Annotated in this window: 25 protein-coding genes; 14 read left to right on the top strand and 11 right to left on the bottom strand. The window is 66.8% G+C overall.

The features are described 5' to 3' along the window. Positions 1–88: 88 nt before the first annotated feature. Positions 89–1009 (bottom strand): 3-oxoacyl-ACP reductase, encoded by a 921-nt coding sequence (locus ABZ195_RS05920; protein ID WP_355215706.1) that lies wholly within the window; start codon positions 1007–1009, stop codon positions 89–91. Between the two features lie 13 nt (positions 1010–1022). Further along, a complete protein-coding gene (locus tag ABZ195_RS05925) occupies positions 1023–1214 on the bottom strand; it encodes a ferredoxin (RefSeq protein WP_355215708.1) in 192 nt (63 codons plus the stop codon). A gap of 155 nt (positions 1215–1369) precedes the next feature. Between ABZ195_RS05925 and ABZ195_RS05930 the strand changes: the two genes are divergently transcribed. From ABZ195_RS05930 to ABZ195_RS05945, 4 genes are all read left to right on the top strand, one after another. Continuing rightward, positions 1370–2554, top strand: a complete 1185-nt coding sequence (locus tag ABZ195_RS05930; protein ID WP_355215710.1) for an acyl-CoA dehydrogenase family protein — start codon at positions 1370–1372, stop codon at positions 2552–2554. 17 nt (positions 2555–2571) lie between these two features. After that, on the top strand, positions 2572–3669 hold the full coding sequence (locus ABZ195_RS05935) for an acyl-CoA dehydrogenase family protein (RefSeq protein ID WP_355215712.1): 1098 nt from the start codon (positions 2572–2574) through the stop codon (positions 3667–3669). 3 nt (positions 3670–3672) lie between these two features. Next, positions 3673–5193 carry a long-chain-fatty-acid--CoA ligase FadD17 gene (gene fadD17 / locus ABZ195_RS05940; protein WP_355215713.1) on the top strand — a complete coding sequence of 507 codons (1521 nt, stop codon included), beginning with the start codon at positions 3673–3675 and terminating at the stop codon, positions 5191–5193. A gap of 150 nt (positions 5194–5343) precedes the next feature. Continuing rightward, positions 5344–6048 carry an LpqN/LpqT family lipoprotein gene (locus tag ABZ195_RS05945; RefSeq protein WP_355215715.1) on the top strand — a complete coding sequence of 235 codons (705 nt, stop codon included), beginning with the start codon at positions 5344–5346 and terminating at the stop codon, positions 6046–6048. Between the two features lie 16 nt (positions 6049–6064). Here ABZ195_RS05945 and ABZ195_RS05950 read toward each other — a convergent pair whose 3' ends face one another. Then, a complete protein-coding gene (locus ABZ195_RS05950; protein WP_355215717.1) occupies positions 6065–7183 on the bottom strand; it encodes a nitronate monooxygenase family protein in 1119 nt (372 codons plus the stop codon). Further along, entirely contained in the window at positions 7180–8868 is a 1689-nt protein-coding gene (locus tag ABZ195_RS05955) for an acyl-CoA synthetase (RefSeq protein WP_355215719.1), read from the bottom strand. Before ABZ195_RS05955 ends, ABZ195_RS05950 begins: the two co-directional genes overlap by 4 nt. Positions 8869–8901: 33 nt before the next feature. Here ABZ195_RS05955 and ABZ195_RS05960 point away from each other — a divergent pair, with 33 nt between their 5' ends. The 3 genes from ABZ195_RS05960 to ABZ195_RS05970 all read left to right on the top strand — a co-directional run bounded on the left by ABZ195_RS05960 (position 8902) and on the right by ABZ195_RS05970 (position 12019). Next, positions 8902–9702: a crotonase/enoyl-CoA hydratase family protein gene (locus tag ABZ195_RS05960; protein ID WP_355215721.1), complete on the top strand. Its 801-nt coding sequence runs from the start codon at positions 8902–8904 to the stop codon at positions 9700–9702. A 12-nt stretch (positions 9703–9714) separates the two neighbouring features. Next, positions 9715–11082 carry an MFS transporter gene (locus ABZ195_RS05965; RefSeq protein ID WP_355215722.1) on the top strand — a complete coding sequence of 456 codons (1368 nt, stop codon included), beginning with the start codon at positions 9715–9717 and terminating at the stop codon, positions 11080–11082. A 97-nt stretch (positions 11083–11179) separates the two neighbouring features. Continuing rightward, positions 11180–12019: a DUF559 domain-containing protein gene (locus ABZ195_RS05970; RefSeq protein ID WP_355215724.1), complete on the top strand. Its 840-nt coding sequence runs from the start codon at positions 11180–11182 to the stop codon at positions 12017–12019. Positions 12020–12078: 59 nt separating this feature from the next. Here ABZ195_RS05970 and ABZ195_RS05975 read toward each other — a convergent pair whose 3' ends face one another. From ABZ195_RS05975 to ABZ195_RS05985, 3 genes are read right to left on the bottom strand one after another with little or no spacing between them, the layout of a single operon-like run. Then, positions 12079–13275 carry a cytochrome P450 gene (locus tag ABZ195_RS05975; RefSeq protein ID WP_355216108.1) on the bottom strand — a complete coding sequence of 399 codons (1197 nt, stop codon included), beginning with the start codon at positions 13273–13275 and terminating at the stop codon, positions 12079–12081. Between the two features lie 8 nt (positions 13276–13283). Further along, complete coding sequence (locus ABZ195_RS05980) at positions 13284–14000, bottom strand: acetoacetate decarboxylase family protein (protein WP_355215726.1); 717 nt, start codon at positions 13998–14000, stop codon at positions 13284–13286. Between the two features lie 43 nt (positions 14001–14043). Continuing rightward, a complete protein-coding gene (locus ABZ195_RS05985) occupies positions 14044–15075 on the bottom strand; it encodes an LLM class F420-dependent oxidoreductase (RefSeq protein WP_355215728.1) in 1032 nt (343 codons plus the stop codon). Positions 15076–15132: 57 nt separating this feature from the next. On the opposite strand from ABZ195_RS05985, the gene ABZ195_RS05990 reads away from it, so the two are divergent. From ABZ195_RS05990 to ABZ195_RS06005, 4 genes are all read left to right on the top strand, one after another. Then, positions 15133–16137 carry an OB-fold domain-containing protein gene (locus ABZ195_RS05990; RefSeq protein ID WP_355215730.1) on the top strand — a complete coding sequence of 335 codons (1005 nt, stop codon included), beginning with the start codon at positions 15133–15135 and terminating at the stop codon, positions 16135–16137. 15 nt (positions 16138–16152) lie between these two features. Beyond that, a complete protein-coding gene (locus ABZ195_RS05995; RefSeq protein ID WP_355215732.1) occupies positions 16153–17211 on the top strand; it encodes a thiolase domain-containing protein in 1059 nt (352 codons plus the stop codon). Then, positions 17211–18380, top strand: coding sequence for a thiolase domain-containing protein (locus ABZ195_RS06000; RefSeq protein ID WP_355215734.1), 1170 nt, complete (start codon positions 17211–17213; stop codon positions 18378–18380). Before ABZ195_RS05995 ends, ABZ195_RS06000 begins: the two co-directional genes overlap by 1 nt. Before the next feature lie 84 nt (positions 18381–18464). Continuing rightward, entirely contained in the window at positions 18465–19112 is a 648-nt protein-coding gene (locus ABZ195_RS06005; protein ID WP_355215736.1) for a hypothetical protein, read from the top strand. A gap of 3 nt (positions 19113–19115) precedes the next feature. Here the strand turns inward: ABZ195_RS06005 and ABZ195_RS06010 are convergent, their stop codons facing one another. Beyond that, a complete protein-coding gene (locus tag ABZ195_RS06010; protein ID WP_355215738.1) occupies positions 19116–19646 on the bottom strand; it encodes a gamma carbonic anhydrase family protein in 531 nt (176 codons plus the stop codon). A 99-nt stretch (positions 19647–19745) separates the two neighbouring features. Between ABZ195_RS06010 and ABZ195_RS06015 the strand changes: the two genes are divergently transcribed. Genes ABZ195_RS06015 through ABZ195_RS06025 form a run of 3 tightly spaced genes read left to right on the top strand, consistent with a single transcriptional unit; the run spans position 19746 to position 21997 of the window. Then, the gene (locus tag ABZ195_RS06015) at positions 19746–20900 is read left to right on the top strand and encodes a Rieske 2Fe-2S domain-containing protein (RefSeq protein ID WP_355215740.1); all 1155 of its coding nucleotides are present in this window, start codon (positions 19746–19748) and stop codon (positions 20898–20900) included. Beyond that, a complete protein-coding gene (locus ABZ195_RS06020; protein WP_355215742.1) occupies positions 20897–21346 on the top strand; it encodes a hypothetical protein in 450 nt (149 codons plus the stop codon). The genes ABZ195_RS06015 and ABZ195_RS06020 overlap by 4 nt, the downstream gene beginning before the upstream one ends. 3 nt (positions 21347–21349) lie before the next feature. After that, the gene (locus tag ABZ195_RS06025) at positions 21350–21997 is read left to right on the top strand and encodes a sensor domain-containing protein (protein ID WP_355215744.1); all 648 of its coding nucleotides are present in this window, start codon (positions 21350–21352) and stop codon (positions 21995–21997) included. Between the two features lie 4 nt (positions 21998–22001). Here ABZ195_RS06025 and ABZ195_RS06030 read toward each other — a convergent pair whose 3' ends face one another. Genes ABZ195_RS06030 through ABZ195_RS06040 form a run of 3 tightly spaced genes read right to left on the bottom strand, consistent with a single transcriptional unit; the run spans position 22002 to position 25049 of the window. Continuing rightward, the gene (locus ABZ195_RS06030; RefSeq protein ID WP_355215746.1) at positions 22002–23141 is read right to left on the bottom strand and encodes a sulfotransferase; all 1140 of its coding nucleotides are present in this window, start codon (positions 23139–23141) and stop codon (positions 22002–22004) included. Further along, positions 23138–23920 carry an SDR family oxidoreductase gene (locus tag ABZ195_RS06035; RefSeq protein WP_355215748.1) on the bottom strand — a complete coding sequence of 261 codons (783 nt, stop codon included), beginning with the start codon at positions 23918–23920 and terminating at the stop codon, positions 23138–23140. The genes ABZ195_RS06030 and ABZ195_RS06035 overlap by 4 nt, the downstream gene beginning before the upstream one ends. A gap of 1 nt (position 23921) precedes the next feature. Next, positions 23922–25049: a hypothetical protein gene (locus tag ABZ195_RS06040; protein ID WP_355215750.1), complete on the bottom strand. Its 1128-nt coding sequence runs from the start codon at positions 25047–25049 to the stop codon at positions 23922–23924. Positions 25050–25051: the final 2 nt, after the last annotated feature.

Here is a 25051-nt window from a genome sequence, read left to right on the forward strand (position 1 = left end):
TGGGGTATCTTCGCAGGTCAGAGCCACTGTGACGTAGGTCATTCTGGAACGTGTTCTAGTCGTCCTCAGCGCGTGACAACCGAGACTGTCAGTCTCGCGACGACATCAGCGCGTTGGCCGAGAATCCCAGTTCGGGATCACGATCAGCAAAGTACGCGCTCATCGTCGAGCCGAGGTCGTCTACGGCCCAGGCGTCCGATCCCGCGGTGAACTGCTTCTCGGCCGTCGGTGCCGCCACCAGCGTCACGGTTGGACCATAGACGATGAAGAGCTGTCCGTTCACGCCTTCCGACGCCGGCGAGGACAGGTACTGCACGAGCGTGACCACGTGCTCTGGGGAGAGCCCGTCGATCTGCCCCTCGGCCAGCGGTGGAGCATCGCCGAAGACGTCGGCCGTCATCGCCGTCCTGGCGCGTGGCGCGATCGCATTGGCGCGGACGCCGTAACGCGCGAGGCCGCGTGCCGCGGTCAACGTCAGCGAGGTGATGCCCGCCTTGGCCGCGCCGTAGTTGGCCTGCCCGACCGGACCCGCCAGACCCGCCTCCGACGACGTGTTGACCAGGCGGCCGTAGACCGTGCCGCCGTTGTCCTTGGCCTTGGCCCGCCAGTAGGTCGCGGCATTGCGGGTCAGCAGGAAGTGGCCGCGCAGGTGCACGGCGATGACGGCATCCCAGTCCTCGTCGGTCATGTTGAACAACATGCGGTCACGCGTGATCCCCGCGTTGTTCACGACGATCGACAGACCGCCGAGCCCGTCGGCGGTCGCGACCAGTTCGTCGGCGGTGCTACGGGCACTGATGTCGCCGGCGACCGCGACGCCCTTGGACCCCGCGGCGGCGATCTCGTCGAGCACGTCGGATCGGTCCAGCGCGCCGGCGACGTCGTTGACGACCACGGTCGCGCCGACCCTGGCCAAGCCGATCGCCTCGGCTCGGCCGAGCCCCGCAGCCGCGCCGGTCACCACCGCAACCAATCCGGACAGATCCGTGGACTTACTCTGCGTGCTCAATTTACGAATACCTCTAGTCTTTGCGGATCAGGGCGGCGCGCGGGCATTCGGCCACCGATTGCTCGGCGAGGTCCTCCCGGCCGGACGGCACCGGGTCGGCCTTGATCACCGCATAGTCCTCGTCGTCCAAATCGAACAGGTCCGGGGCGATCCCCACGCATACCGCGTTGCCCTCACAGCGATCACGATCGACTTCGACTCGCATTGACTACCTCCTCGAAACCCGGTGCGCACCCCGCCCGGCGTCGGATCAGGATAACCATGCCTGGATTCCAAGACTAGAACGTGTTACAACCGGAGAGGGCCATGGGTCCCCAGACCAGTGCGGGAACCCGCGCGGAGACAGTGAGGACGGCGACGATGCGGATCGGCTATAGCCCCGAGCAGGAGGAGTTGCGCCGCGAGTTGCGCTCGTACTTCACCAAGTTGATGACACCCGAGCGGGCCGAGGCACTCAGTGCGGGCGACGGTGGCGAGATGGGCCGCGGCAGCGTCTACCGCGACACCGTCAAGCAAATGGGCACGGACGGGTGGCTGACCCTCAGTTGGCCCAAGGAGTACGGCGGGCAGGAACGATCTCCCATGGACGGGCTGATCTTCAACGACGAGGCGTCGATCGCGAACGTGCCGGTGCCGTTCCTGACGATCAACAGCGTCGCGCCGACGATCATGCACTTCGGCTCCGACGAGCAGAAGCAGTTCTTCCTGCCGAAGATCGCCGCCGGTGAGTTGCACTTCTCCATCGGCTATTCCGAACCCGGCGCCGGCACCGACCTGGCCGCTCTGCGTACCACCGCGGTGCGCGATGGTGACGACTACGTGATCAACGGCCAAAAGATGTGGACCAGCCTGATCGCCTACGCGGACTACGTGTGGCTTGCCGTCAGGACGAACCCCGAGGCCAAGAAGCACCGCGGCATCTCGATGCTGATCATGCCCACGACGGCCGAGGGCTTTTCGTGGACCCCCGTTCACACCATGTCCGGCGTGGACACCAGCGCCACCTACTACCAGGACGTCCGCGTGCCGACGTCGGCCTTGGTCGGCGAGGAGAACGCCGGCTGGAAGCTCGTCACCAATCAGCTCAACCACGAACGCGTCGCCCTGGTGTCGGCTCAGCCGATCTTCGCCGCGCTCGGAGCGGTTCGCGAGTGGGCACAGAACACCAAGGACGCCCGGGGCAACCGGTTGATCGATTCGGAATGGGTGCAGCTCAACCTCGCTCGCGTGCACGCCAAGGGCGAAGTCCTCAAACTGATCAACTGGGAGCTCGCCTCCTCCACCGACGAGGCGCCGTCCCCCGCCGACGCCTCGGCTGCCAAGGTGTACGGCACCGAGATGGCCACCGAGGCCTATCGGCTCCTGATGGAGGTGATGGGGACGGCCGCGACGCTGCGCACCGACTCCCCCGGCGCGCAATTGCGCGGGCGCATCGAGCGGATGCACCGGTCGTGCCTGATCCTGACCTTCGGCGGCGGCACCAACGAGATCCAGCGCGACATCATCGGCATGGTCGCCCTCGGCCTGCCCCGAGTGAACCGTTAAGGGAGCGAAGACCTCACATGGATTTCTCGACAACTGAGGCGGCGACCGATCTCGGTGGCCTGGCACGTTCGATCGTCGACGCGGTCTGCACGCCCGAGCGTCAGCGCGAACTCGACAAGCAGGACGAGCGGTTCGACCGCGAGCTGTGGGCCAAGCTCACCGATGCCGACGTCCTGTCCACTACGGCGCCGGAGTCATTGGGCGGCGGCGGTTTTGGCGCTCTCGAGGAGACTGCGGTTCTCGTCGCACTCGGTCGTCAGCTCGCGGCCGTCCCCTACCTGGAGTCCGTCGTGCTCGGCGCGGGCGCGCTCGCGAGGTTCGGATCTGAGTCGTTGCAGCGCGATTGGGCCGTACCCGCGGTCGGCGGTGAGAAGATCCTGACCGTCGCGCTGGACGGCGACATGGGCGAGGGACCGGTCCAGGCCCAGTCGGTCGGCACCGGGTACCGGCTCACCGGATCGCGGGCACTGGTCGCCTACGGACCGGTCGCCGACGCCTTCCTGGTACCCGCCGAGACCGAGGCCGGCACCCGGGTGTTCCTCGTCTCCGCCTCCGACGCGGGCGCATCGGTGACGTCGCTGGACACCACCGGCCACGGCAGCGTCGGTCATCTCGACCTGCAGGCCACCGAACTGGACGCCGACCGGGTCGTCGGCGGCGACGAGGTCGCATCCTGGCTGGTCACCCGAGCCACTCTGGGACGCAGCGCCTTCCAGCTTGGCGTCCTCGAACGCGCGCTAGAACTGACCGCGCAGTACGCGCGTGAGCGTGAGCAGTTCGACCGACCCATCGGCAGCTTCCAGGCGGTGGGCCAGCGGCTCGCCGACGGCTACATCGACGTCAAGGGTCTCCGGCTGACGGTGACTCAGGCGGCGTGGCGGCTGTCGGAGGACCTGTCCGCCGACCTCGAAGTCGGCACGGCTGCGTTCTGGGCGGCCGAGGCAGGCCACCGGGTCGCGCACACCGCGGTCCACGTGCACGGTGGCGTGGGCATCGACGTCGACCATCCCGTGCATCGGTACTTCCTCGCCGCCAAGCAGGGTGAGTTCGCCGTGGGCGGGGCGACCGGGCAGCTGTTGCGCATCGGTCGCGAACTGGCCGAGACCCCCGCCTAACAGGTGCCCGACGAGTCCTACCCCACCGTCACCGATCTGCTCGCGCCACTGGCGGCCGTCACCGATCGCGGGGTGTACGACGGCGATTCCTTCGTCAGCTGGCGCGATCATCTTCGCGACGGTGCTCGGGTCGCCCAGGCGCTGTCCGCGCGCATGGATCCGGCGAAGCCGATGCACGTCGGGGTCATGCTGGGCAACACGACCTCCTTCTCGTCGGTGCTGGTGGCGGCCGGTCTCTCCGGTCTGGTCACGGTGGGCCTTAACCCCACCCGGCGGGGGTCGGCGTTCGCCCGCGACGTCGCCCGCTCCGACTGTCAACTCGTGCTGACCGACGACCTGGCGGCCTTGGGTGACGCGGTTCCCGACGGGGTTCCAGTCATCGACGTCGAATCATCCTCGTGGGCAGAGGAGTTGGCATCGTGTGGGGACGCGCCCGTCACGTTCGCCGACACCGGCCCCGATGATCTGTTCATGCTCATCTTCACCTCGGGCACCAGTGGCGAGCCCAAGGCAGTACGGGTGACGCACGACAAGGTCGCGTTCCCGGGTTCGATGCTGGCCGAGCGGTTCGGGCTGGGCCCCGAGGACACGTTCTATCTCGCGATGCCGCTGTTCCACTCCAACGCCATCATGGCGGGTTGGGCCGTGGCCGTCGCCGCCGGAGGCTCGATTGCCCTGCGGCGCAAGTTCTCCGCCTCTCAGTTCATTCCCGACGTCCGTCGCTACCGTGCTACGTACGCCAACTACGTCGGCAAACCGCTCTCCTACGTCCTGGCCACCCCACCCCGCGACGACGACGCGGACAACCCGCTGCGATTCATGTACGGCAACGAGGGCGCACCACGGGACCTGCCGCGCTTCGCGGCCCGATTCGGCGCCTACGTCGTCGACGGATTCGGCTCGACGGAGGGCGGCATCGCCGTCGCCCGCACGCCGGACACGCCCGAGGGCTCCCTGGGTCCGCTGACCGACGAGGTCGCCGTCGTCGACGTCGAGACCGGCGAACCGTGCCCGCCCGGCAAGGTCGGGGAACTCGTCAACCCCCGGGGCCGCGGCTGGTTCCGCGGCTACTACGGCGACGAGGCCGCCGAGCGGGACCGCATGCGCGACGGGATGTACCACAGCGGTGACCTCGCCTACCGTGACGACGCCGGGTTCCTGTACTTCGCGGGTCGCCTCGGTGATTGGATGCGCGTCGACGGCGAGAATCTCGGAACGGCGCCGATCGAGCGAATCCTGTTGCGATACCCCGATGTTCTCGAGGTCGCCGTGTACCCCATCCCCGACCCCGCCGTCGGCGATCGGGTGATGGCAGCACTGGTCCTCGTCGACGGCGCGGTGTTCGACCCCGAGGCCTTCGCGGCCTTCCTGGCCGAGCAACCCGACCTCGGCCCGAAGCAGTGGCCGTCCTTCGTGCGCGTGGGCAGGACGCTCCCACGCACGGAGACGTTCAAGGTGATCAAGCGCGTGCTGTCAGCCCAGGGCCTCGATTGCGACGACCCCGTGTACGCCATCCGCCGCTGACACCGTTCGAGCAAATGCCCGTCAGCGACTGACGCCGTCGGCCAGGACCTCGCCGTCGACGCCGCGCGGAAGCTACGCTTCGCTCCGGACAGCCACCTCGCCTACCAGCAGTCTCCACGAGTGAAGTATCCGAATACGAGGAGTCAACGCATGAGATCTTCGGCGCTCACCGGTGTGGCCGCGGCCGTCACCGCCCTTTCCGTCGTCCTGTCCGGTTGCGGCTCGGACTCCAAGACGGCTGCCTCCAGTAGCTCCGCGACGAGCACGTCGTCGTCCACCTCGAGCACCTCCGCGACGCCCAAGGCCACCGGGACCCCTGGTCAGATGGCAGGTACGAATCCGACGATCGCCGACTACATCAAGGAGAACGGCATTCAGGAATCGGGCGTCAAGATGGGCGATCCGAACGCTCCCGCGGTCAACCTCCCCGTTCCGGACGGGTGGCGGCCGCTCAAGCCAGAGGAGGCTCCTGACTACGCCTACGGTGCGATCGTCTACAGCGGACCGGAATTCGAGGCCGATCCGCCCAACATCGTCGCCCTGATGTCGAAACTCAGCGGCGACGTCGACCCCCAGAAGATCATCGACCTGGCGCCCGGCGAGCTGAACAACCTGCCGGACTACAAGCCTGGCAACGAAGGCGAGACCAGCACGCTGGGTGACTACCCGGCCTACGTCCTCGGCGGTACCTACACCCGCGACGGCGCAACGCGTTTCATCGCCCAGAAGACCGTCGTGATCCCCGCCGCCGACGGGCTGTACGTGTTGCAACTCAACGTCGACGGGCCCGACGCGGCTGGTGACGTGCTGGCCTCGGCGACCGAGAAGATCGACAGCGACACCACGATCGGCTGACCGAACAGGAAACGTCTCAGCCGCGAATGCCGTCCAGGCGCCGGGTGGTCTCCTCGAAGCCACTCACCAGTTCTGCCATGATGTCGGCAACCGGCCGAATCTCGTTCATCCGCCCCACGATCTGACCCACGGGCATCGCGACCGCAGTGGGGTCCTTGGCCTCGTTCATACGCTGGTGGGCTTCGCTGACCAGGATGTTCTGCAGCGGCATCGGCAGCGGTTCGGGCGCGCCCTCGGCGTCCCATGCCTCGGTCCACCGCGACTTCAAGAGCCGAGCGGGCTTGCCGGTGTAGATCTTTCGGCGCACGGTGTCGCCGGAGGTCGCGGCGAGCATCGCCTCCTGGATCACCGAGACGCCTGACGCGCCGCGCACGCCGAGGTCGTACTCGGCCGCGGTGAGGAACGCCGAACCCATCCACACGCCCTGGGCGCCGAGTGCCAGCGACGCGGCCACCTGTCGGCCGGTTCCGATGCCGCCCGCGGCGAGCACCGCGGCCTTGCCGCCGAGAGCGTCGACCACCTCGGGCACCAGGACCATCGACGCGATCTCGCCGGTGTGACCACCCGCCTCGTGCCCCTGGGCGACGACGACGTCGACGCCAATGTCGAGATGGCGAAGGGCGTGCTTGGCGCTGCCCGCCAACGCGGCCACCGGAACGCCGGCCGCGTGCACCTGGTCGATGACGTCCTTGGGCGGGGTGCCCAACGCGTTGGCGATCAGCTTGATCGGGTGCTTGAGCGCCACCTCCACGTGCGACCTGGCGACCGAATGCAGCCACCCCAGAACGCCTTCGGACTTCTCCTCGTCGTCGGGCAGCGGTGGCACCCCGAGGTCGGCGAGCGTCTTGTCGACGAATTCCCGGTGCGTCTGCGGAATGAGCTTGTCGATGTCGACCGCCGTGCCCTCCGTCGGCACCTTGGCGGGCATCACGATGTCCACGCCGTACGGCTTACCGTCGGTGTTCTCGTCCATCCACTGCAGGACCCGCTCGAGGTCGTCGGCCTGGTTGAAGCGCACGCAGCCGAGCACGCCGAGACCGCCGGCTCGGGTGACCGCGGCGGCTACCTTCTCCGACGGCGTGAAGACGAAGATCGGGTACTCGACGCCGAAGCGTTCACACAGTTCGGTCTTCATGTCGTGGCTCCCGCATGCTTGGCGTGAACGTCGTCGGCCGGACGTTCCTCGGTGGTGTCCTTGGCCCAGCGGTAGTCGGGTTTCCCAGCAGGGGAACGCTTCACCTCGTCGACGAGCCACAGGCTGCGCGGCACCTTGTATCCGGCGATCTCGGTGCGCACGAAGGCGTCGAGTTCGGCGAGCGTCGGCCGCGTGCCCTCCCTGGGGTGCACGACCGCCGCGACGTGCTGACCGAAGCGCGGGTCGGGCACGCCCACCACCAGCGCGTCGAACACGTCGGGATGTCCCTTCAGTGCGGCTTCGACCTCTTCGGGGTAGATCTTCTCGCCACCGCTGTTGATGGACACCGAGCCGCGGCCCAGCATCGTCACACTGCCATCGGCATCCACCTCGGCGTAGTCGCCCGGAATGGCATAGCGCACACCGTTGATCGTCTGGAACGTCTCGGCGGTCTTCTTCTCGTCCTTGAAGTAGCCGACGGGGATGTGCCCGCGCTTGGCGATGATGCCGCGCTTGCCCGATCCGGGGACGACCTCGTTGCCGTCCTCGTCGAGCACCACGGTGTTCTTGTCGATGGTGACGCGCGGACCGCCGGTGTGCGACTGGCCCTTCGCGACGACGCTGGTGCCGCCGAAGCCGGTCTCCGAGGACCCGATCGAGTCGGTGATGATCCGGTTGGGCAGCAGTTCGAGGAACTTCTCCTTGATGCTGATGGAGAACAGCGCCGCGGTGCTGGCGAGCAGGAACAACGAGCTGAGGTCGTATTCGGTCCCCTTCTCCTGGTGGGCAAGCAGGGCGTCCAGCAGCGGCCGGGCCATCGCGTCACCGGTGAAGAACAGCAGGTTGACCTTGTGCTCGTGGATCATCCGCCAGACCTCGTCGGCGTCGAATTCCGGTGCCAGCACCACGGTTTGACCGGAGAACAGCGACATCCACGTGGCCGACTGGGTGGCGCCGTGGATCATCGGCGGAATGGGCAGCCGGATCATCGGCGGGTTCGCCGCCGCGGCCTTGGCCAGGTCGTACTCGTCGGCGACGGGCTCACCGGTGGCGAAGTCGGTGCCGCCGAACAGAACTCGGTAGATGTCCTCGTGGCGCCACATGACACCCTTGGGAAAACCGGTCGTGCCACCGGTGTAGAGCAGGTAGATGTCGTCGGCGCTGCGTGGGCCAAAGTCGCGCTCGGGTGAGCCTTGCTCCAGTGCCGAGTAGAACTCGACGCCGCCGTAGCGCTGGAAGTCGTCATCGCTACCGTCCTCCACCACCAGGATGGTCTTCACCTTCGGCGTCTCGGGCAGCACGTTGGCGACGCGGTCGGCATAGCGCCGCTCGTGCACCAGCGCGACCATGTCGGAGTTGTCGAACAGGTACTTGAGTTCACCCTCGACATAGCGGAAGTTGACGTTGACGAGGATCGCGCCCGCCTTCACGATGCCGAGCATCGCGATGACGATCTCGATGCGGTTGCGGCAGTAGAGACCGACCTTGTCGTCCTTCTCCACGCCCTGGTCGATCAGGTAGTGCGCGAAACGGTTGGCCTTGCCCTCCAACTCGGCGTACGTCAGCTGTTGGTCGCCGGAGATCAGGGCGACGCGGTCTGGCACGGCATCGATTGCGTGCTCGGCGAGATCGGCGATATTCAGGGCCACGGAACCTAAACTAGAACGTGTTACATTTCGTGACAAGTCTGTGGCAATGATGGCGAAGGGCGGATATCGGTGACCGAGTCGGAAAAGGGGCCCGACGCCCTCATCGAGCAGCGCGGACACACGCTGATCCTGACGCTGAACCGGCCGGAGGCGCGCAACGCGCTGTCGACCGAGATGCTCTCGATCATGGTCGAGGCCTGGGACCGCGTCGACTCCGATCCCGAGATCCGTTCGTGCATCCTCACCGGGGCGGGCGGCTACTTCTGCGCCGGCATGGATCTCAAGGCCGCGACCAAGGCGCCACCCGGCGACTCCTTCAAGAGCGGTGGCTTCGACCCCACCCGCATCGACGGACTGCTCAAGGGCCGACGGCTGACCAAGCCGTTGATCGCCGCAGTCGAGGGCCCCGCGATCGCCGGTGGCACGGAGATCCTGCAGGGCACCGACATCCGCATCGCCGGCGAGAGCGCCAAGTTCGGCATCTCCGAGGCGAAGTGGAGTCTGTATCCGATGGGCGGCTCCGCGGTGCGGCTGCCGCGCCAGATCCCGTACACGATTGCGTGCGACCTGCTGCTGACCGGCCGCCACATCACTGCCGCCGAGGCACTGTCCTACGGGTTGATCGGCTACGTGGTGCCCGACGGGTCGGCGCTCGACAAGGCACTCGAGATCGCCGAGTTGGTCAACGCGAACGGGCCGCTGGCCGTCCAAGCCATCCTGAAGTCCATCCACGACACCGAGGGCATGCACGAGCTCGACGCGTTCCAGGTCGACACCAAGCTCGGCATCGGGGTGTTCATGTCCGCCGATGCCAAGGAAGGTCCGCTGGCGTTCAAGGAGAAGCGGGCGCCCAACTTCCAGATGAAGTAGCAAGATGAGCGCGTGGCCCAGACGAACGACGCGCTACTCGCCGACATCGGTCAACGCCTCGACGACCTCTCGGTCGGTCCGATGCATCGCAGGGTGGTCCTCGCCGTCGGTCTCGGCCTGTTCTTCGAGATCTACGAGATCTTCCTCTCGAGCACCATCAGCACGACCCTCAAGACGCAGTACGACCTCGGCGGCACGGAGCTCAAGCTGCTGCTGGCGTCGACGTTCCTCGGCATGTTCATCGGTTCGGCGGCGCTCGGCGGGCTCGCCGACCGCATCGGCCGCCGCCGCGCGTTCCTGTTCAACCTGACCTGGTTCTCCGTGTGGACGCTGATCGGCGCGTTCTCCCTCAACCCCGCAATGCTGGTCGCCACTCGGTTCCTGGCCGGCCTCGGCATCGGCGCCGAATACCCCGTCGCCGACGCCTACCTGTCCGACGTGCTGCCGAAGTCGGACCGCGGCCGACTGGCGGCGTGGGCGTACACCTGCTCGTTCGTCGCGGTGCCGGTGCTGGGGTTCATGTCGCTGGGCCTCACCGAACACGGACTGCTTGGCGTACCCGGCTGGCGCTTGCTGCTCGTGATCGGCTCGATCGGCGCCGTGGCGGTGGCGCTCCTGCGGCGCGGACTCCCGGAGTCGCCGCGCTGGCTCGCCGGGGTCGGGAGGTCCGACGACGCCATGGCCGCCCTTCGGCGGTTCGAGACGGACCCGACGACGGCGCCCGTCGCCGCGACCCGCGAGCCGGATTCGCCCCCGCCCGCGGTGGTCACCAAACCACTGCAGCGGCTCGGCATCTCGCCCTACCGCCAACGACTGGGCATGCTCGCGGTGTTCCACGTCTTCCAGTCGTTCGGCTACTACGGCTTCGGCACGCTGGCCGCGCTGGTCCTGGTGAGCCGCGGCTACGACGTCACCACGTCACTGCTCTACACGTCGCTGTCCTACCTCGGCTACCCCATCGGATCGGTGCTGGCGATTCCGCTGCTGAGGTGGTTCGAACGCAAGTACCTCGTCATGGGGTCGATCGGCGCCCTGGCGGCCTTCGGTCTGCTGTTCGCCACCGTGCACCAGACGGCCCTGATCGTCGTGTTCGGCTTCCTGACCACGGCGACGAGCAACGTGTTCTCGAACTGCTATCACGTGTACCAGGCCGAGATCTTCCCGACCGACGTGCGGGCGACGGCCGTCGGGTGGACCTACTCGCTGTCGCGGTTGTCCAGCGCGGCACTGCCGTTCGTGCTGATTCCCGTGCTCGACGAGTACGGCGCCACGGCGATGTTCACCGTCGTGCTCGTCGCGCTGGCGATTGCCACCGCCGCTGTCGCCTGGGTCGGTCCGAAGACCTCACGACGCAACCTCGAGGAGATCAACCCCGTGTGACGGGTCTGTCCTCGTGAATCCTCTGCGATTTGACGGCCCTTTCGCCGCGGAGAGTTCACAACCGACGGCTGTCGGTACCCCTCGGCAGACTCCGGCCATGAATCAGCCGTTCATTGGTCGTGAAGCGCTCGATGCGGGCCGGCTCACGTCGCACCGACTGCGCACCGGTCATGTGATCCTCTTCCCCGGCGTGTACGTCGAGTCAGGCGTCCCGGTCACGGCGCACACGAAGGCGCGGGCGGCGTACCTGTGGTCCCGACGTCGCGGCATCGTCGCCGGCCGGTCGGCGGCGGCGTTGCTCGGAGCCAAGTGGGTGGACGCCGCCGCACCGGCGCAGTTGATCCATCCCAACCGGCACCGACCCGCGAACGTTCAGACCTGGGCGGATCGCATTGGCGACGACGAGATCGAGGTCGTCGACGGGATGCGCGTGACGAGCGCAGCGCGCACGGCCCTCGACATCGCGAGCCGTCAACCGCCCGACCGAGCCGTACCCGCAATCGACGCGTTGGCCAGAGCCACCCGCCTCACGATGGCCGACGTCGGCCTGCTGGTGAACCGCTACCCGGGGCGCAACGGGATACGACGCGCGAGAGCGACGCTCGAGCTCGTCGACGCCGGCGCCGAGTCACCGCGCGAAACGTGGTTGCGGCTGCTCATCGTCCGATCGGGGCTACCCCGTCCGCAGACTCAGATCCCGGTGCTCGACGAGTACCGCCAAGTCGTCGCGCGCGTCGACGTGGGCTGGGAGGACTGGAAGATCGCCGTCGAGTACGACGGCGAGCATCACTGGACCGACCGCCGACAGATGACCCGCGACATTCGGCGCACCGAACAGCTCGCCGAGCTTGGGTGGATCGTCATCCGGGTTACCGCCGAGGACCCTCCGGGAGCCATCTTGCACCGGATTGGCAAGGCCGTGGCTCGCCGGTCGTGAATCCTCGGCGGTTCAGCCACCCATTTTCCGCAGAGGGTTCACGCCGCAAGAGGCCATGGTCAACCGAGCACGCGGGCGGTCGGCGTGAAGACCACCGGCATCGCCTCGGGCCCGCTCACGAAGTTGGCCGGCCGCAGCGGTACCGCGGCGTCGTCGGCCAGCCGCAAATCGGGCAACCGCTCCAGCACGCGCTTGGTCATCATCGACAGCTCGAGACGGGCCAGTTGGTTGCCGAGGCAGAAGTGGGAACCAAAGCCAAAGGCCAGGTGGCTGTTGGGGTTTCGGTCGATGCGAAAGTTCTCCGGGTCACCGAAGACGGCTTCGTCGAAGTTCGCGGACTCGAACATCAGCATGATCTTCTCGCCCGCGCGCAGATCCGTGCCGTGAAAGGTGGTGTCCGCGGTGAGCGTGCGGCACATGTTCTTCACCGGGGAGGTCCAGCGCAGCATCTCCTCGATCGCCCCGGACAGCAGATCGCCGTTCGCCACCAGCGCCTCCCACTGATCACGATGCCGCAGAAGCTGTTCCGTGCCGCCGGAGAGCGTGTGCCGGGTGGTCTCGTCGCCGCCGATGAGGATCAGCAGGGTCTCCATGACGATCTCGTCGTCGGCCATCCGCTGACCCTCGACCTCGGCGTTGACCAGGATCGAGAACAGGTCCTCGGTCGGCTCGGCCCGTCGCTTGCCGATGATGTCCATCGTGAACGCGGTGTAGCCGGCGAACGCCGCCATCATGGCCTGGGCGGAGGTCTCGTCGATGTGCGAGCTAAGACCCGTGACCAGGTCGTCGGACCATTCCAGTAGCAGGCTGCGCTCCTCGGGCAGCACACCGAGCATGTCGCCGATGACGGCCATGGGCAGCGGCGCGGCGATGTCGCGGACGAAGTCGCACTCCCCCGCCTCGCACACCGAGTCGATCAGGGTGTCGCACAGCGCAGCGATCGACGGCACCTTGTCCATGACCCGCTTACGGGTGAAGCCGGCGTTGACGAGCTTGCGCCGCAACACGTGTGCGGGATCGTCCATGTCGATCATGTACGGCATGCCTGGCGTCTCGGGCCGGATGCCGCCGGTGTTGGAGAACAGTTCGGGTTTGCGTTCCGCGTCGAGCACGGCCTGGTAGCTAGCGGCGGCGGCCAACCCGTTGCGGTCGCGGAACACCGGTTGGTTGGCCCGCATCCACCGGTATGCCTCTCGCGCGCCACCGTCGGCGTAGAAGGTGCCGTCGGTGAAGTCGACGTCGGGTCTGGTGCTCACGACCTGGGTCATCGAATCTCCTTGGCATCGGCGAAAGTCATCTCGACGTTGGCGGCGGAACTCGAGATCATGGCGCGTTTGGGAAACCCTAGCGACGCCAACTCCTTGGCGTAGGGGTGTTGGCCCAAACGGACCCGCACCCCACCCGGCCGGTAGCGGACCCCGGAAGTCGTCATCTCCCCTGCGGTCTCCCGCGTCACGCCGTCGAGGTGCGAGTAGGTCGGATGCACCTGGGTCTTGGAGGTCAGGGCCGACGGCACCGCCAGCCCGGGGCGGAAGTCCATGCCGACCGCGAACTGACCGTCGATGGTGACGTCGAAGCCGAACCGGTGGCCGTCTCTAATCGTGAAGTCCGCCAACACCTTCGGATAACCCCAGATGCTGCGCCCCGCCTCGCACGTGAACGCCCCGTCGACGGGCAGGTGATGGATGAACGCGCCTGCGGACTGCAATGCCTTGAACCCGGTGGCCGACGACCCCGGCGGGTTGACCATCACGTTGGTGCCGTATTCGAGGTACTGCCCGAGATCGCCGTCGACGTAGTGCATGAGCATCAACACGACGACGGCGCGCCGCGGCCGGTAGCGGCACACCTGCAGGCCGCTGTAGTCGATCATCCGTTGCGCGGCGTCGGCGTCGACCGAGAACATCGCCATGTGCTGCGTCGCCGCTCGGATCCGAACGGGCATGGTCACGACGGATCCTGCGATGGTGTGATCGGTCACACGCCAAATCTAGAACGCGTTCTAGACAGTTTGCAAGAAGTGTCTACACCAGCGCGGCGAGATCCTTGATCTGCTCCGACGAGCGGGCGCCCACCACCATCATGGTGACGCCCGAGGCCTCCCACGCCGTGATCTGCTCGCGCACGTAGTCGAGGTTGCCCACTATGGCCGAATCGTCGACCAGTTCGTCGGGAATGATCTTCGCCGCCTCGTCCTTGCGGTCTGCGCGGAACAGCTTCGTCACGTCGTCGACCACCTCGGAATAGCCCATCCGCCGGTAGACGTCGGCGTGGAAGTTGGTGTCTTCGGCGCCCATTCCACCCATGTAGAGCGCCAGGTGCGGCTTCATCAACTCCATCACCTCTGGCCGGTCGTCGGTCACCACGACCTGCGCCGTCGCGCAGATCTCGAAGGTCTCCCGCGTGCGACGGGCACCCGGCCGGGCGAAGCCCTCGTCGAGCCACTCGTTGTACATGGCACCTATCCGGGGCGAGTAGAAGATCGGCAGCCAGCCGTCGCAGATCTCGGCGGCCAGCGCGACGTTCTTGGGACCCTCGGCGCCAAGCATGACCGGGATGTCCGCGCGCAGCGGATGGGTGATCGGCTTGAGGTTCTTGCCAAGACCGGTGGTGCCCTCACCGGTCAGCGGCAGTGGGTAGTGCGGGCCGTCGCTGTGCACCGGGGCTTCGCGCGCCCACACCTGGCGCAGGATGTCCACGTACTCGCGGGTGCGAGCCAGGGGCTTGGGGAACTTGGCCCCGTACCAGCCCTCCACCACCTGCGGACCCGAGACGCCGAGCCCGAGGATGTGCCGCCCGCCGGAGAGGTGGTCGAGGGTCAACGCCGCCATCGCGCACGCGGTGGGGGTGCGGGCCGACAGCTGGACGACCGACGTGCCCAGCCGCATCCGGCTCGTCTCGCGACCCCACCACGCCAACGGGGTGTAGGCGTCCGAACCCCAGGCCTCGGCGGTGAAGACGGTGTCGAAACCCGCTTCCTCGGCCGTGGCGACGAGTTCGGCGTGGTTGGTCGGCGCCTGCGCGCCCCAGTATCCGAGCTGGAGTCCGAGTTTCACGAGGCCACCTTTCGGGACATTCTTGCGACGATTGTTAGAACCTGTTCTACTCGATGCGTGAGCGCCAGCCAAAGTAGCCCGGCCAGTATCGATGAGCACGAGCCGCCTCTTTCGGCTCCTCTGAAACTGTCATTCGACTACACCCGTTCAGTAGGCACCGTGCTCGGTCGATTCTTCACCGAACTGCGCGGGCAACATGTCGTCGGCGTGCGCGGGTCGGACGGTCGAGTGCTGGTGCCGCCCGCCGAGTTCGACCCCGTCACCTACGAGCGGCTGTCGGAGATCGTACCGGTGGCCAGCGTCGGAACGGTGTTGTCGTGGACGTGGCAGCCGGAACCGTTGGACGGGCAGCCGCTGGACCGCCCGTTCGCGTGGGCGCTGGTGAAGCTGGACGGCGCGGACACGCCACTGATCCACGCCGTGGACACCGGAGACGCCGGTTCCGCCGGCATCGAGACCGGCGCGCGGGTGCACGTGCACTGGGCCGACGAGCCCGTCGGCTCGATCACCGACATCGCGTACTTCGCACTCGGTGACTCCGAGGAGGACCTACCGGAGGTCGCCGACGCGCCCGATCCCAGAGACCCGGTCACCATGATCGTCGTCCCGACGTCGATGGAGATTCAGCACACCGCGTCCCATCCCGAGAGCACCTTCCTGCGGGCGCTCGAGGAGGGCAGGCTGGTCGGCGCCAGGACGGCCGGCGGCAAGGTGTACTTCCCTGCGCGTGAGGCGGATCCGGCGACCGGCCAGCAGCTGACCGAGTACGTCGAGCTACCCGACAAGGGCACGGTCACCACGTTCGCCATCATCAACATTCCGTTCGCCGGACAGCGCATCAAGCCGCCCTACGTCGCCGCCTACGTGTTGCTCGACGGTGCCGACATCCCCTTCCTGCACCTCGTCACCGAGATCGACGCGGCCGAGGTCCGAATGGGCATGCGGGTGGAGGCGGTGTGGAAGCCCCGCGAGGAGTGGGGACTTGGCATCGACAACATCGACTACTTCCGGCCGACGGGTGAGCCCGATGCCGACTACGACACCTACAAGCACCACCAGTGAGGCGGGCTCGATTCAATGACTGAGGTAGCAGTGGTCGGATTCGCGCATGCTCCGCATGTTCGCCGCACCGAGGGCACCACCAACGGCGTCGAGATGCTGATGCCGTGCTTCGCCGAGTTGTACGCCGACCTGGGCATCGAGCAGACCGACATCGGGTTCTGGTGCTCGGGTTCTTCGGATTACCTTGCCGGACGCGCATTCTCGTTCCTCTCGGCGATCGACTCGATCGGGGCCGTGCCGCCGATCAACGAGTCGCACGTGGAGATGGACGCCGCGTGGGCGTTGTACGAGGCGTACATCAAGATCTTGACGGGGTCAGTCGAAACGGCCCTGGTCTACGGCTTCGGCAAGTCCTCGGCCGGCGTGCTGCGCCGGGTGCTGGCGCTGCAGACCGATCCGTACACCGTCGCTCCGCTGATGCCGGACGCCGTCTCGACCGCCGGCTTGCAAGCGCGGCTCGGACTGGACTCCGGCAAGTGGACGGCCGAGCAGATGGCGCAGGTGGCGCTGGAGTCCCTGGCCGCCTCGCCCCGCAACGATCGCTTCGAACCCGGCACGACGATCGAAGAACTCCTGGATCAGCCGTACTTCGCAGATCCGTTGCGCCGCCACGACATCGCGCCGATCACCGACGGCGCGTCGGCCATCGTGCTGGCCTCCGGCGACAAGGCGCGCGAGCTTCGCGAGAACCCAGCGTGGATAACGGGTTTCGAGCATCGCATCGAAACCCCCGTCCTGGGTGCCCGCGACCTCACCACCTCCCCGTCGACCGCGGCCTCCGCGGCGGCGGCCACCGGTGGCGACGTGGGTTCGATCGACGTGGCCGAGCTCTACGCCCCGTTCACCCATCAGCAGCTGATCCTCACCGAGGCGATCGGTCTGAACGGCTCGACGAAGGTCAATCCGTCGGGCGGTGCGCTCGCCGCCAACCCGATGTTCTCGACCGGCTTGGAGCGCATCGGCTTCGCCGCCCGGCACATCTTCGACGGCGGTGCCCAGCGGGTGCTCGCTCACGCGACCAGTGGCGCTGCGCTGCAACAGAATCTCGTGGCAGTCATGGAAGGGAAGAGCTAGTGGCAGGCACTCTCGCCGCGGTGCTCGGCACCGGGCAGACCAAGTACGTGGCCAAGCGCAAGGACGTCTCGATGAACGGCCTCGTTCGCGAGGCCATCGACAAGGCACTCGAGGACTCCGGCTCGACCTTCGACGACATCGACGCCGTCGTAGTCGGCAAGGCGCCCGACTTCTTCGAGGGCGTCATGATGCCCGAGCTGTTCATGGCCGACGCCGTGGGAGCGACCGGCAAGCCCCTGATCCGGGTGCACACCGCCGGTTCGGTCGGTGGGTCGACGGCCATCGTGGCGGCCAGCCTGGTGCAGTCGGGCAAGTACAAACGCGTGCTGACGATGGCCTGGGAGAAGCAGTCGGAGTCGAATGCCATGTGGGCGTTGAGCATTCCGGTACCGTTCACCAAACCGGTCGGCGCGGGCGCAGGCGGCTACTTCGCGCCGCACATCCGTTCCTACATCCGCCGCTCGGGCGCCCCGAACCACATCGGCGCCATGGTGGCAGTCAAGGACCGGCTCAACGGCGCCAAGAATCCCCTGGCCCACCTGCATCAGCCCGACATCACCCTGGAGAAGGTGATGGCCTCGCAGATGCTGTGGGACCCGATCCGCTTCGACGAGACCTGCCCGTCGTCCGACGGTGCCTGTGCGCTCGTGATCGGGGACGAGGAGGTCGCCGACCGTCGCGTCGCCGACGGTCACCCGGTGGCATGGATCCACGCCACCGCGCTGCGCACCGAACCGCTCGCCTACTCCGGGCGCGACCAGGTCAACCCGCAGGCGGGCCGGGACGCGTCCGCCGCACTGTGGCGTGACGCCGGCATCACCTCGCCCATCGACGAGATCGACGTCGCGGAGGTCTACGTCCCGTTCTCCTGGTTCGAGCCGATGTGGTTGGAGAATCTCGGATTCGCGGCCGAGGGCGAAGGCTGGAAGCTCACCGAGGCGGGCGAGACCGCGATCGGCGGCCGCATCCCGTTCAACCCGTCCGGCGGGGTGCTGTCGAGCAACCCGATCGGGGCCTCGGGCATGATCCGGTTCGCCGAGTCGGCCATCCAGGTGATGGGCAAGGCGGGTGACCATCAGGTCGAGGGCGCCCGCAAGGCGATGGGGCATGCGTACGGCGGAGGGTCGCAGTACTACTCCATGTGGGTGGTGTCGGCCGACAAGCGGTGACGCGTCGCCCGTGAGGGCGTCGCGTACGTTGGAGGGGATTCCTCGTTCTCCAACCCCTTCACATTGATGACTCTTAGACACTTCATGCCCAAAACGTTCGTCACACCCAAAACGCTCGTCGCCGCCCTCTCCACCGTGCTCGTCGTCGGAACCAGCGGCTGTACGCCGCCCGACGGCAGCAGCGGCACCACCGCGCAGAGCAGCAGCGCACCGACCCTGCCGACCATCCCCTATGCGCCGTCCACGACCAAGACCTCCGAGGCGCCCGCGGCCGTCGACTACCGCGGCCTGCTGTTGTCGGCCGCCGACCTCACCGACGCCGAGGACACCTTCGTGGAGCGCTCCCGCGAGTCGCAGCCCGACGGCAGCCCGGGAGCCAGCGCGTTCTTCGTCAACGACGAGGACAGCCGGGCGATCGTCGACACGTTCATGGTCTATCCCGACGCCGCGACGGCCACCGCCACGCTGAAGCAGGCGGCCGGCACCCTGCCCACCCTGGTGACGGGTGGCCAACCGCAACCCTTCCCCGTCGGCACCGACGGCGTGGTCGTGTCGGGCACGGCCCCCGACGAGGACAAGGCCGTCACCCTGGTCTTCTTCGCCGAGGGCCGGGCGTTGGTCCGGCTGGAGTTTCAGAGCGCGGTCGGAGACAACACGACCAGTCAGTTCGTGACCAACGTCGCGAAGATGCAGCAGATTGCCCTGCGGGTCGGGTTGCCCGACGCGAAATAGGGGCTACTCGCCGACGGGCTCCAGGCCTTTCAGGTAGCGCTGCGCCAGTTCTCGATAGGCGGCCGGGTTGGCGTCGACCCACATCTGGGCGCCCGTGCCGGCGATCGGACCGCGGACCTTCGCCGGGGAACCGGTGACGAACACCTCGTCGGGAATCTTGGTGCCGCCGGTGACCAGCGAGTGCGCGGCGACCAGGCTGCGCCTGCCGACCACGGCCCCATCCAGCACGGTGGCGTGGTTGGCGATCACCGCCTCCTGGCCGACGTGCACGCCGTGGATGACGCAGGCATGGGCAATCGTCGCCCCGGGTCCGATGTCGACCGGGATCCCGGGCGGAGCATGCAGAACGCTGCAATCCTGAACGTTGGCGCCCTCGCGGACGATGATCGGCGCGAAGTCGGCCCTCAGCACGGCGTTGAACCACACCGACGCGCCTGCCGCCACGTGGACGTCGCCGATCAGGGTGGCGGTCGGGGCGACGAAGGCACCCGGGTCGACGACGGGTGATCGACCCTCGAACGCGAACAGCGGCATCGTCTAGATATACCGCAGCCGAGAACGGCCACATTGCGCGCACGACGGGAAAAACTGTAACGTGTTCTAGTTAGAGGGCAATCGAACGGAAGGCCGACCGTGAGTACCGAGACAACCGCGGTATCTGCGAGCATTCGCGAGATCGACACCGGAGCACTGCCGGACCGCTACGCGCGGGGCTGGCACTGCCTCGGACCGGTCGCGAACTTCGCCGACGGCACACCGCACTCGGTGGAGATCTTCGGCACCAAGCTGGTCGTCTTCGCCGACTCCCACGGAGACCTGAAGATCCTCGACGGCTACTGCCGGCACATGGGTGGTGACCTGTCTCAAGGCACGGTCAAGGGCGACGAGGTCGCCTGCCCCTTCCACGACTGGCGCTGGGGTGGCGACGGCAAGTGCAAGCTGGTGCCCTATGCCAAGCGCACTCCGCGACTGGCGCGCACGCGCGCCTGGGAGACCGACGTCCGCAACGGGCTGCTCTACGTCTGGCACGACCACGAGGGCAATCCGCCGCCGCCGGAACTGCGCATCCCCGAGCTTCCCGAATACGGCAGCGACGACTGGACCGAGTGGCGCTGGAATTCGATGCTCATCGAAGGCTCCAACTGCCGCGAGATCATCGACAACGTGACCGACATGGCGCACTTCTTCTACATCCACTTCGGCTTGCCGACGTACTTCAAGAACGTCTTCGAAGGCCACGTCGCCTCGCAGTATCTGCACAACGTCGGCAGGCCCGACGTCGACGACCTCGGCACCGCCTACGGCGAGGCACACCTCGACTCCGAGGCGTCCTACTTCGGCCCGTCGTTCATGATCAACTGGCTGCACAACAACTATGGCGGATTCAAGGCCGAGTCGATCCTGATCAACTGCCACTACCCCGTCACGCAGGACTCGTTCGTGTTGCAGTGGGGCGTCATCGTCGAGAAGCCCAAGGGCATGGACGAGAAGATGACCGAGAAGCTGTCCAAGGCGTTCACCGAGGGCGTGAGCAAGGGCTTCCTGCAGGACGTGGAGATCTGGAAGCACAAGACCCGGATCGACAACCCACTGCTGGTGGAGGAGGACGGTGCGGTCTACCAGATGCGCCGTTGGTATCAGCAGTTCTACGTCGACGTCGCCGACGTGACACCGGACATGACCGACCGCTTCGAGATCGAGGTCGACACCACGGCGGCCAACGAGAAGTGGGCCGTCGAAGTCGAGGAGAATCTGCGCAAGCGCGCGGAGGAACAGCCGGCGACATGAGTGGCGCGCCAGATGCCGATCGGCTGGCGCGCTCGATGCTGGCCCTCCTCGGTCACGACGACGACGAACATCCCGCCGCCACGCGCGAGGCCTCTGGAACCTGGTCCAAGGCACCGGACTTCGCCTCCGACCCCGAGCGGGCGGCTGCGGTCAAGGCAGCCTCGGCACGAGATCGCGAGCGCTACCTGACCGCGGGACTGACGCCCGTGGACTGCCGCTTCTGCCACGTCACCGTCGCGGTCAAGAAGCTCGGCGCGGGACACACTGCCGTGCAATGGAGTTCCGACGCCACGCAGCGCTGCGCGACGTTCGCCGAGGTACGGGCGAACGGCGGTGACAGCAGCAGGAGCAAGTCGTGCCCCCGGCTCTCCGACAGCATCCGACATGCCGTCGCCGAGGGCTGTCTGGAGGAGGAGTCGAGCGCGCCGTCACCCGGTGACGGCTAGCGCGTGCGCAGCTTGGGGGCGATCCTGGTCGTCGGGTTGCTGCTGTGCGGGTGTACGCGGACCATCGACGACGCCCGACCTCAGAGGGCGCGTCCGGTCGCTCCCATCGCCGCCAGTCAAGTCGAGGACTTGCTGAGCACCAATGCCGATCCCACCGAGTTCCCCAGCCCGTATGTCTCAGCCGAACCCGCCGAATGTGCCGCCCTCGCCCAGGAACGCCAGGCGCCCTTGATCTTCGATCCCAAGCCGGTAGCCCACAGCGGCGGGTACTGGCTCGACGAAGCAGGACCCCGGGCCAACGTCATCGAAATGGTCGGCGTCTATCACGACGACTACGACCCCAGGGCAGCGGTGGACGACGTACGGCGCACCGTCGACGCCTGCCGGGACCGCCCATTGAAGGCGGCCGGTGAGGACGGCACGGCCGACGAATTTCGTCTCCAACCGTCGAAGGACTCCGGCTCACCCCAGATCGCACTCTGGTCCATGGCAGATCCCGGCGACGCCTGGAACTGTGAGAACGCCTTCATCTCCGCGCACAACGCAGCCGTTGAGATCACGGCCTGCTCGGAGAACACCGGCTACGACACGCTCACGTTGGCCAAGGGCGCCCTGACACGCATCGAGGCACTTGCCAACGTGACGCACTGACGCCTCACAGCCCCCTGAAACGCTCCTTGACCACGTCGTCGGTCAACCCGTAGTCGGCCAGCGAGTAGGTGTGCTTGGGCGCCCGCGGCCCCTGCTGACTCTCGGCGTGCATCGCGGTCATCGAATCCCTTGCCGCGTCGGTGAATTCGATGCCAAACTGCTCGTAGACCTTCTGGACGACCGGGATCGGGTCCTTGATGAACTCGAAGTAGTCCAGATCGTAGAACTGCGCCGGATCATGCTTGGCGCGTTCGGCGTTGAACAACTCCAGCCCGCGCGACCAGGTCTCCAGCGAGTCCTGCCCGATGACGTCACCGGTGAAGACGGTCGACCAGCCCTCGGTGGTGTGCTGCGCCAGCGAGCACATCGAGGCCATGATCGTCTCGGGCGGGCGGTGACACTGCACCACCAGCGCGTCGGGATACGTGGCGAACAGCGCGTCGAGGGCGAACAGGTGGCTGGGGTTCTTGAGCACCCAACGCTTCTCGGCGTCGTCGAGCCCAATCAACTGCAGGTTCTTGCGATGGCGCTCATAGGGTTTCGTCCAGTCCTGCTCCGACAGCCACCTCGAGTACGTCGGCACGTGCGCCAGCGTCTCGTAGGACACCGAGTGCAGCGACTGGCGTAGCAGTTGCCAGCACTCCTCCACCTCGTCGGCGGTCATGTAGTGCAGCCCGGTGTAGTCGGGGTTCTCCTCGTGCGCCTTGCTGAACTGCGCGTCGATCCGCTGAAAGACCGGGTTCTGCGACCAGGTGTCGCGCGGCGGACGCGGTTGCGGGAACTCCGCCAGCCACAGCTCGAGCCCCTGGTGGGCCGGATCGGCAGTGAGCAGTCGGTGGATGGCGGTAGTCCCGGTGCGCGGTAGACCGGTCACGAAGATCGGCCGCTGGATCGCCACGTCCACGTGCTGCGGGTACTGCTTGAAGGCCGCTTCCGAGACGAGCCGGGCGACGAGAGCATTGCGGACGAAGAATCGTTGCATCTTGCTGCCGAACTCCGTGAGCTCGGCGTCGCGGCCGAACGAGTCGAGCAATACCCCGAGAGCCTCGCGGTAGTTGTCGTCGTCGACCCCGAAATCGTCGAGCCCACAGGCCTTCGTCGCCGAGGCATGCAGGTCGTCGACGGTTCCTACGTTGGTCCTCATGCCTTGTACTCTCCGCAGTTGACGTCGAGGGCTTGCCCGGTGATGCCACTGGACAGATCGCTCGCCATGAAGAGAATGGCCGAGGCGACCTCGTCCTCGGTGGGCAGCCGCTTGAGGTCGCTGTTGACCGCGGCGGCCTCGTAGATGTCGTCGACGGAGGTGCCGTACTTGCCCGCCTGGTGTTCGAAGTAGCTTTTCAACGTTCCGCCCCAGATGTAGCCGGGAAGAATCGAATTGACGCGAATTCCCGCTTCGCCGAGCTCGGTCGCCAAGGACTGCGACATCGCCAGCAGCGCCGACTTGGCCATCTTGTACGCCCCGTACTTGGCCTGCGAGTGCCGGACCACCATCGAGTTCACGTTGACGATCGACCCGTTCGCCTCGGCCAACGCCGGAGTGAAGCCCTGAATCATGCGCAACGCGCCGAACACCGTCAGCTCGATGGCGTCGCGCATGTGCTCGAAGGTGGTGTCGGCGAGCGGCCTCATCGAGGGCACCCGAAAGGCGTTGTTGACCAAAACGTCTACCTTGCCGAACGCCTCGAGCGACTCCTCGACGAGGTTGTGCACCTGAGCCTCGTCGGTGATGTCGGTACCCACCGAGAGGGCTCGACGGCCCAGGTCGGTGACCTGCTTGGCGACGTCGTCGAGTCGCTCCACGGTACGGGCGGCCAACACCAGGTCGGCGCCCTGCTCGGCGCACCGCCTTGCGAGCGTCGTTCCCAATGCCGGTCCGACGCCGCTGATGACGACGACCTTGTCCTCCAGAAGTCCGGCCATGCTATCCCACCATTCTTTCGCCAATTTGCCGTTGCCGGAGAGCAATCCGTGCTCGCCAGTCGTCATCGGAGATGAGGTTCGACTCGTAGTACGGGAGCGCGCCGGCGACGTCGCCGACGTCCACCAACTCGACGGTCGGACCATCGGCCTCGGTCAGTTGCCGCGACACCCGCTGCCATCGGAACTGGAAATATCCCTTGCGATGGCCGAGCGTCTCCACCCAGTTGGTGACGCCGGGGTTGCGGTCGGCGACCACGATGCGGATCTTGCCGTCCGGATCAGCCTGCGCCTGAGTGCCGTTCAGGGAGGTCTGGTGGTTGATGTAGTCCAGCGAGATGTACCAGAGGCTGCCCAGCTGGAAGCCAAGGTAGGGCGCGTCGGTGACGGGCAGGGTGATGACCAGCGCCCGGTCTTCGGTCAGGTCGAATTGGCCGGCCGAGGAGTACTGCGTCGCCAGCCCACCGGGAGTCAGCCGGGGCGAGACCATGGTGTTGGCCGGCGCGTCGGTGTAGAACCACTGCGGAAACTGCAGCCACGTCTTCACGCGCTGCACGAGTTGCTTGCCTGCGACGGCGTAGCGCTTCTCGATCAATTCCTTGGTCAGTGCCGGTGGTGCCGTGCCCTCGGTGTCAGTGCGGGCGATGGCGAAGGTGCCCCGCTGCGCGGACCAGTCGTTGTATACCTCGCGAATCACCAACTGCGCCGGCACGGTTGGCGTGAATCGCCACTCGAAGCTGCCGTCGTCGGCGATGTCGAGCTTGCGGTCGTCGAACGCAGTCTCGCTGTCGGGCACGTTGTCGTCGGTGTACTCACCGCCCAGCAACTGGAAGCTGACGTCGGTGGTGGTGCCACGTGAGCCAGTGACGACGTACTCGTGTCCGGGCTGGACGCGAGTGCCGAAGTACATGGTGTCGGGATTGTCGAGGCCCATCTTGGTGAACGGCCCGGTGCCACTGTGCAGGAATGGGTGGTCCCTGTCGTAGTCGAAGGCCACGTGCGTGCAGCCCGAGATGCAGCCGGCGAGGTACTGCAGCCCCTCGAGCAGATCCGCGTCGGATTCGATGAACGGTGCTGCGGCGACGAGCTTCTCGGCTTCGGCGATCGCGTCGGCCAACGGCTGTGAATACATGT

The organism is Mycobacterium sp. NPDC006124 (assembly GCF_040614235.1).
Classification (GTDB): domain Bacteria; phylum Actinomycetota; class Actinomycetes; order Mycobacteriales; family Mycobacteriaceae; genus Mycobacterium.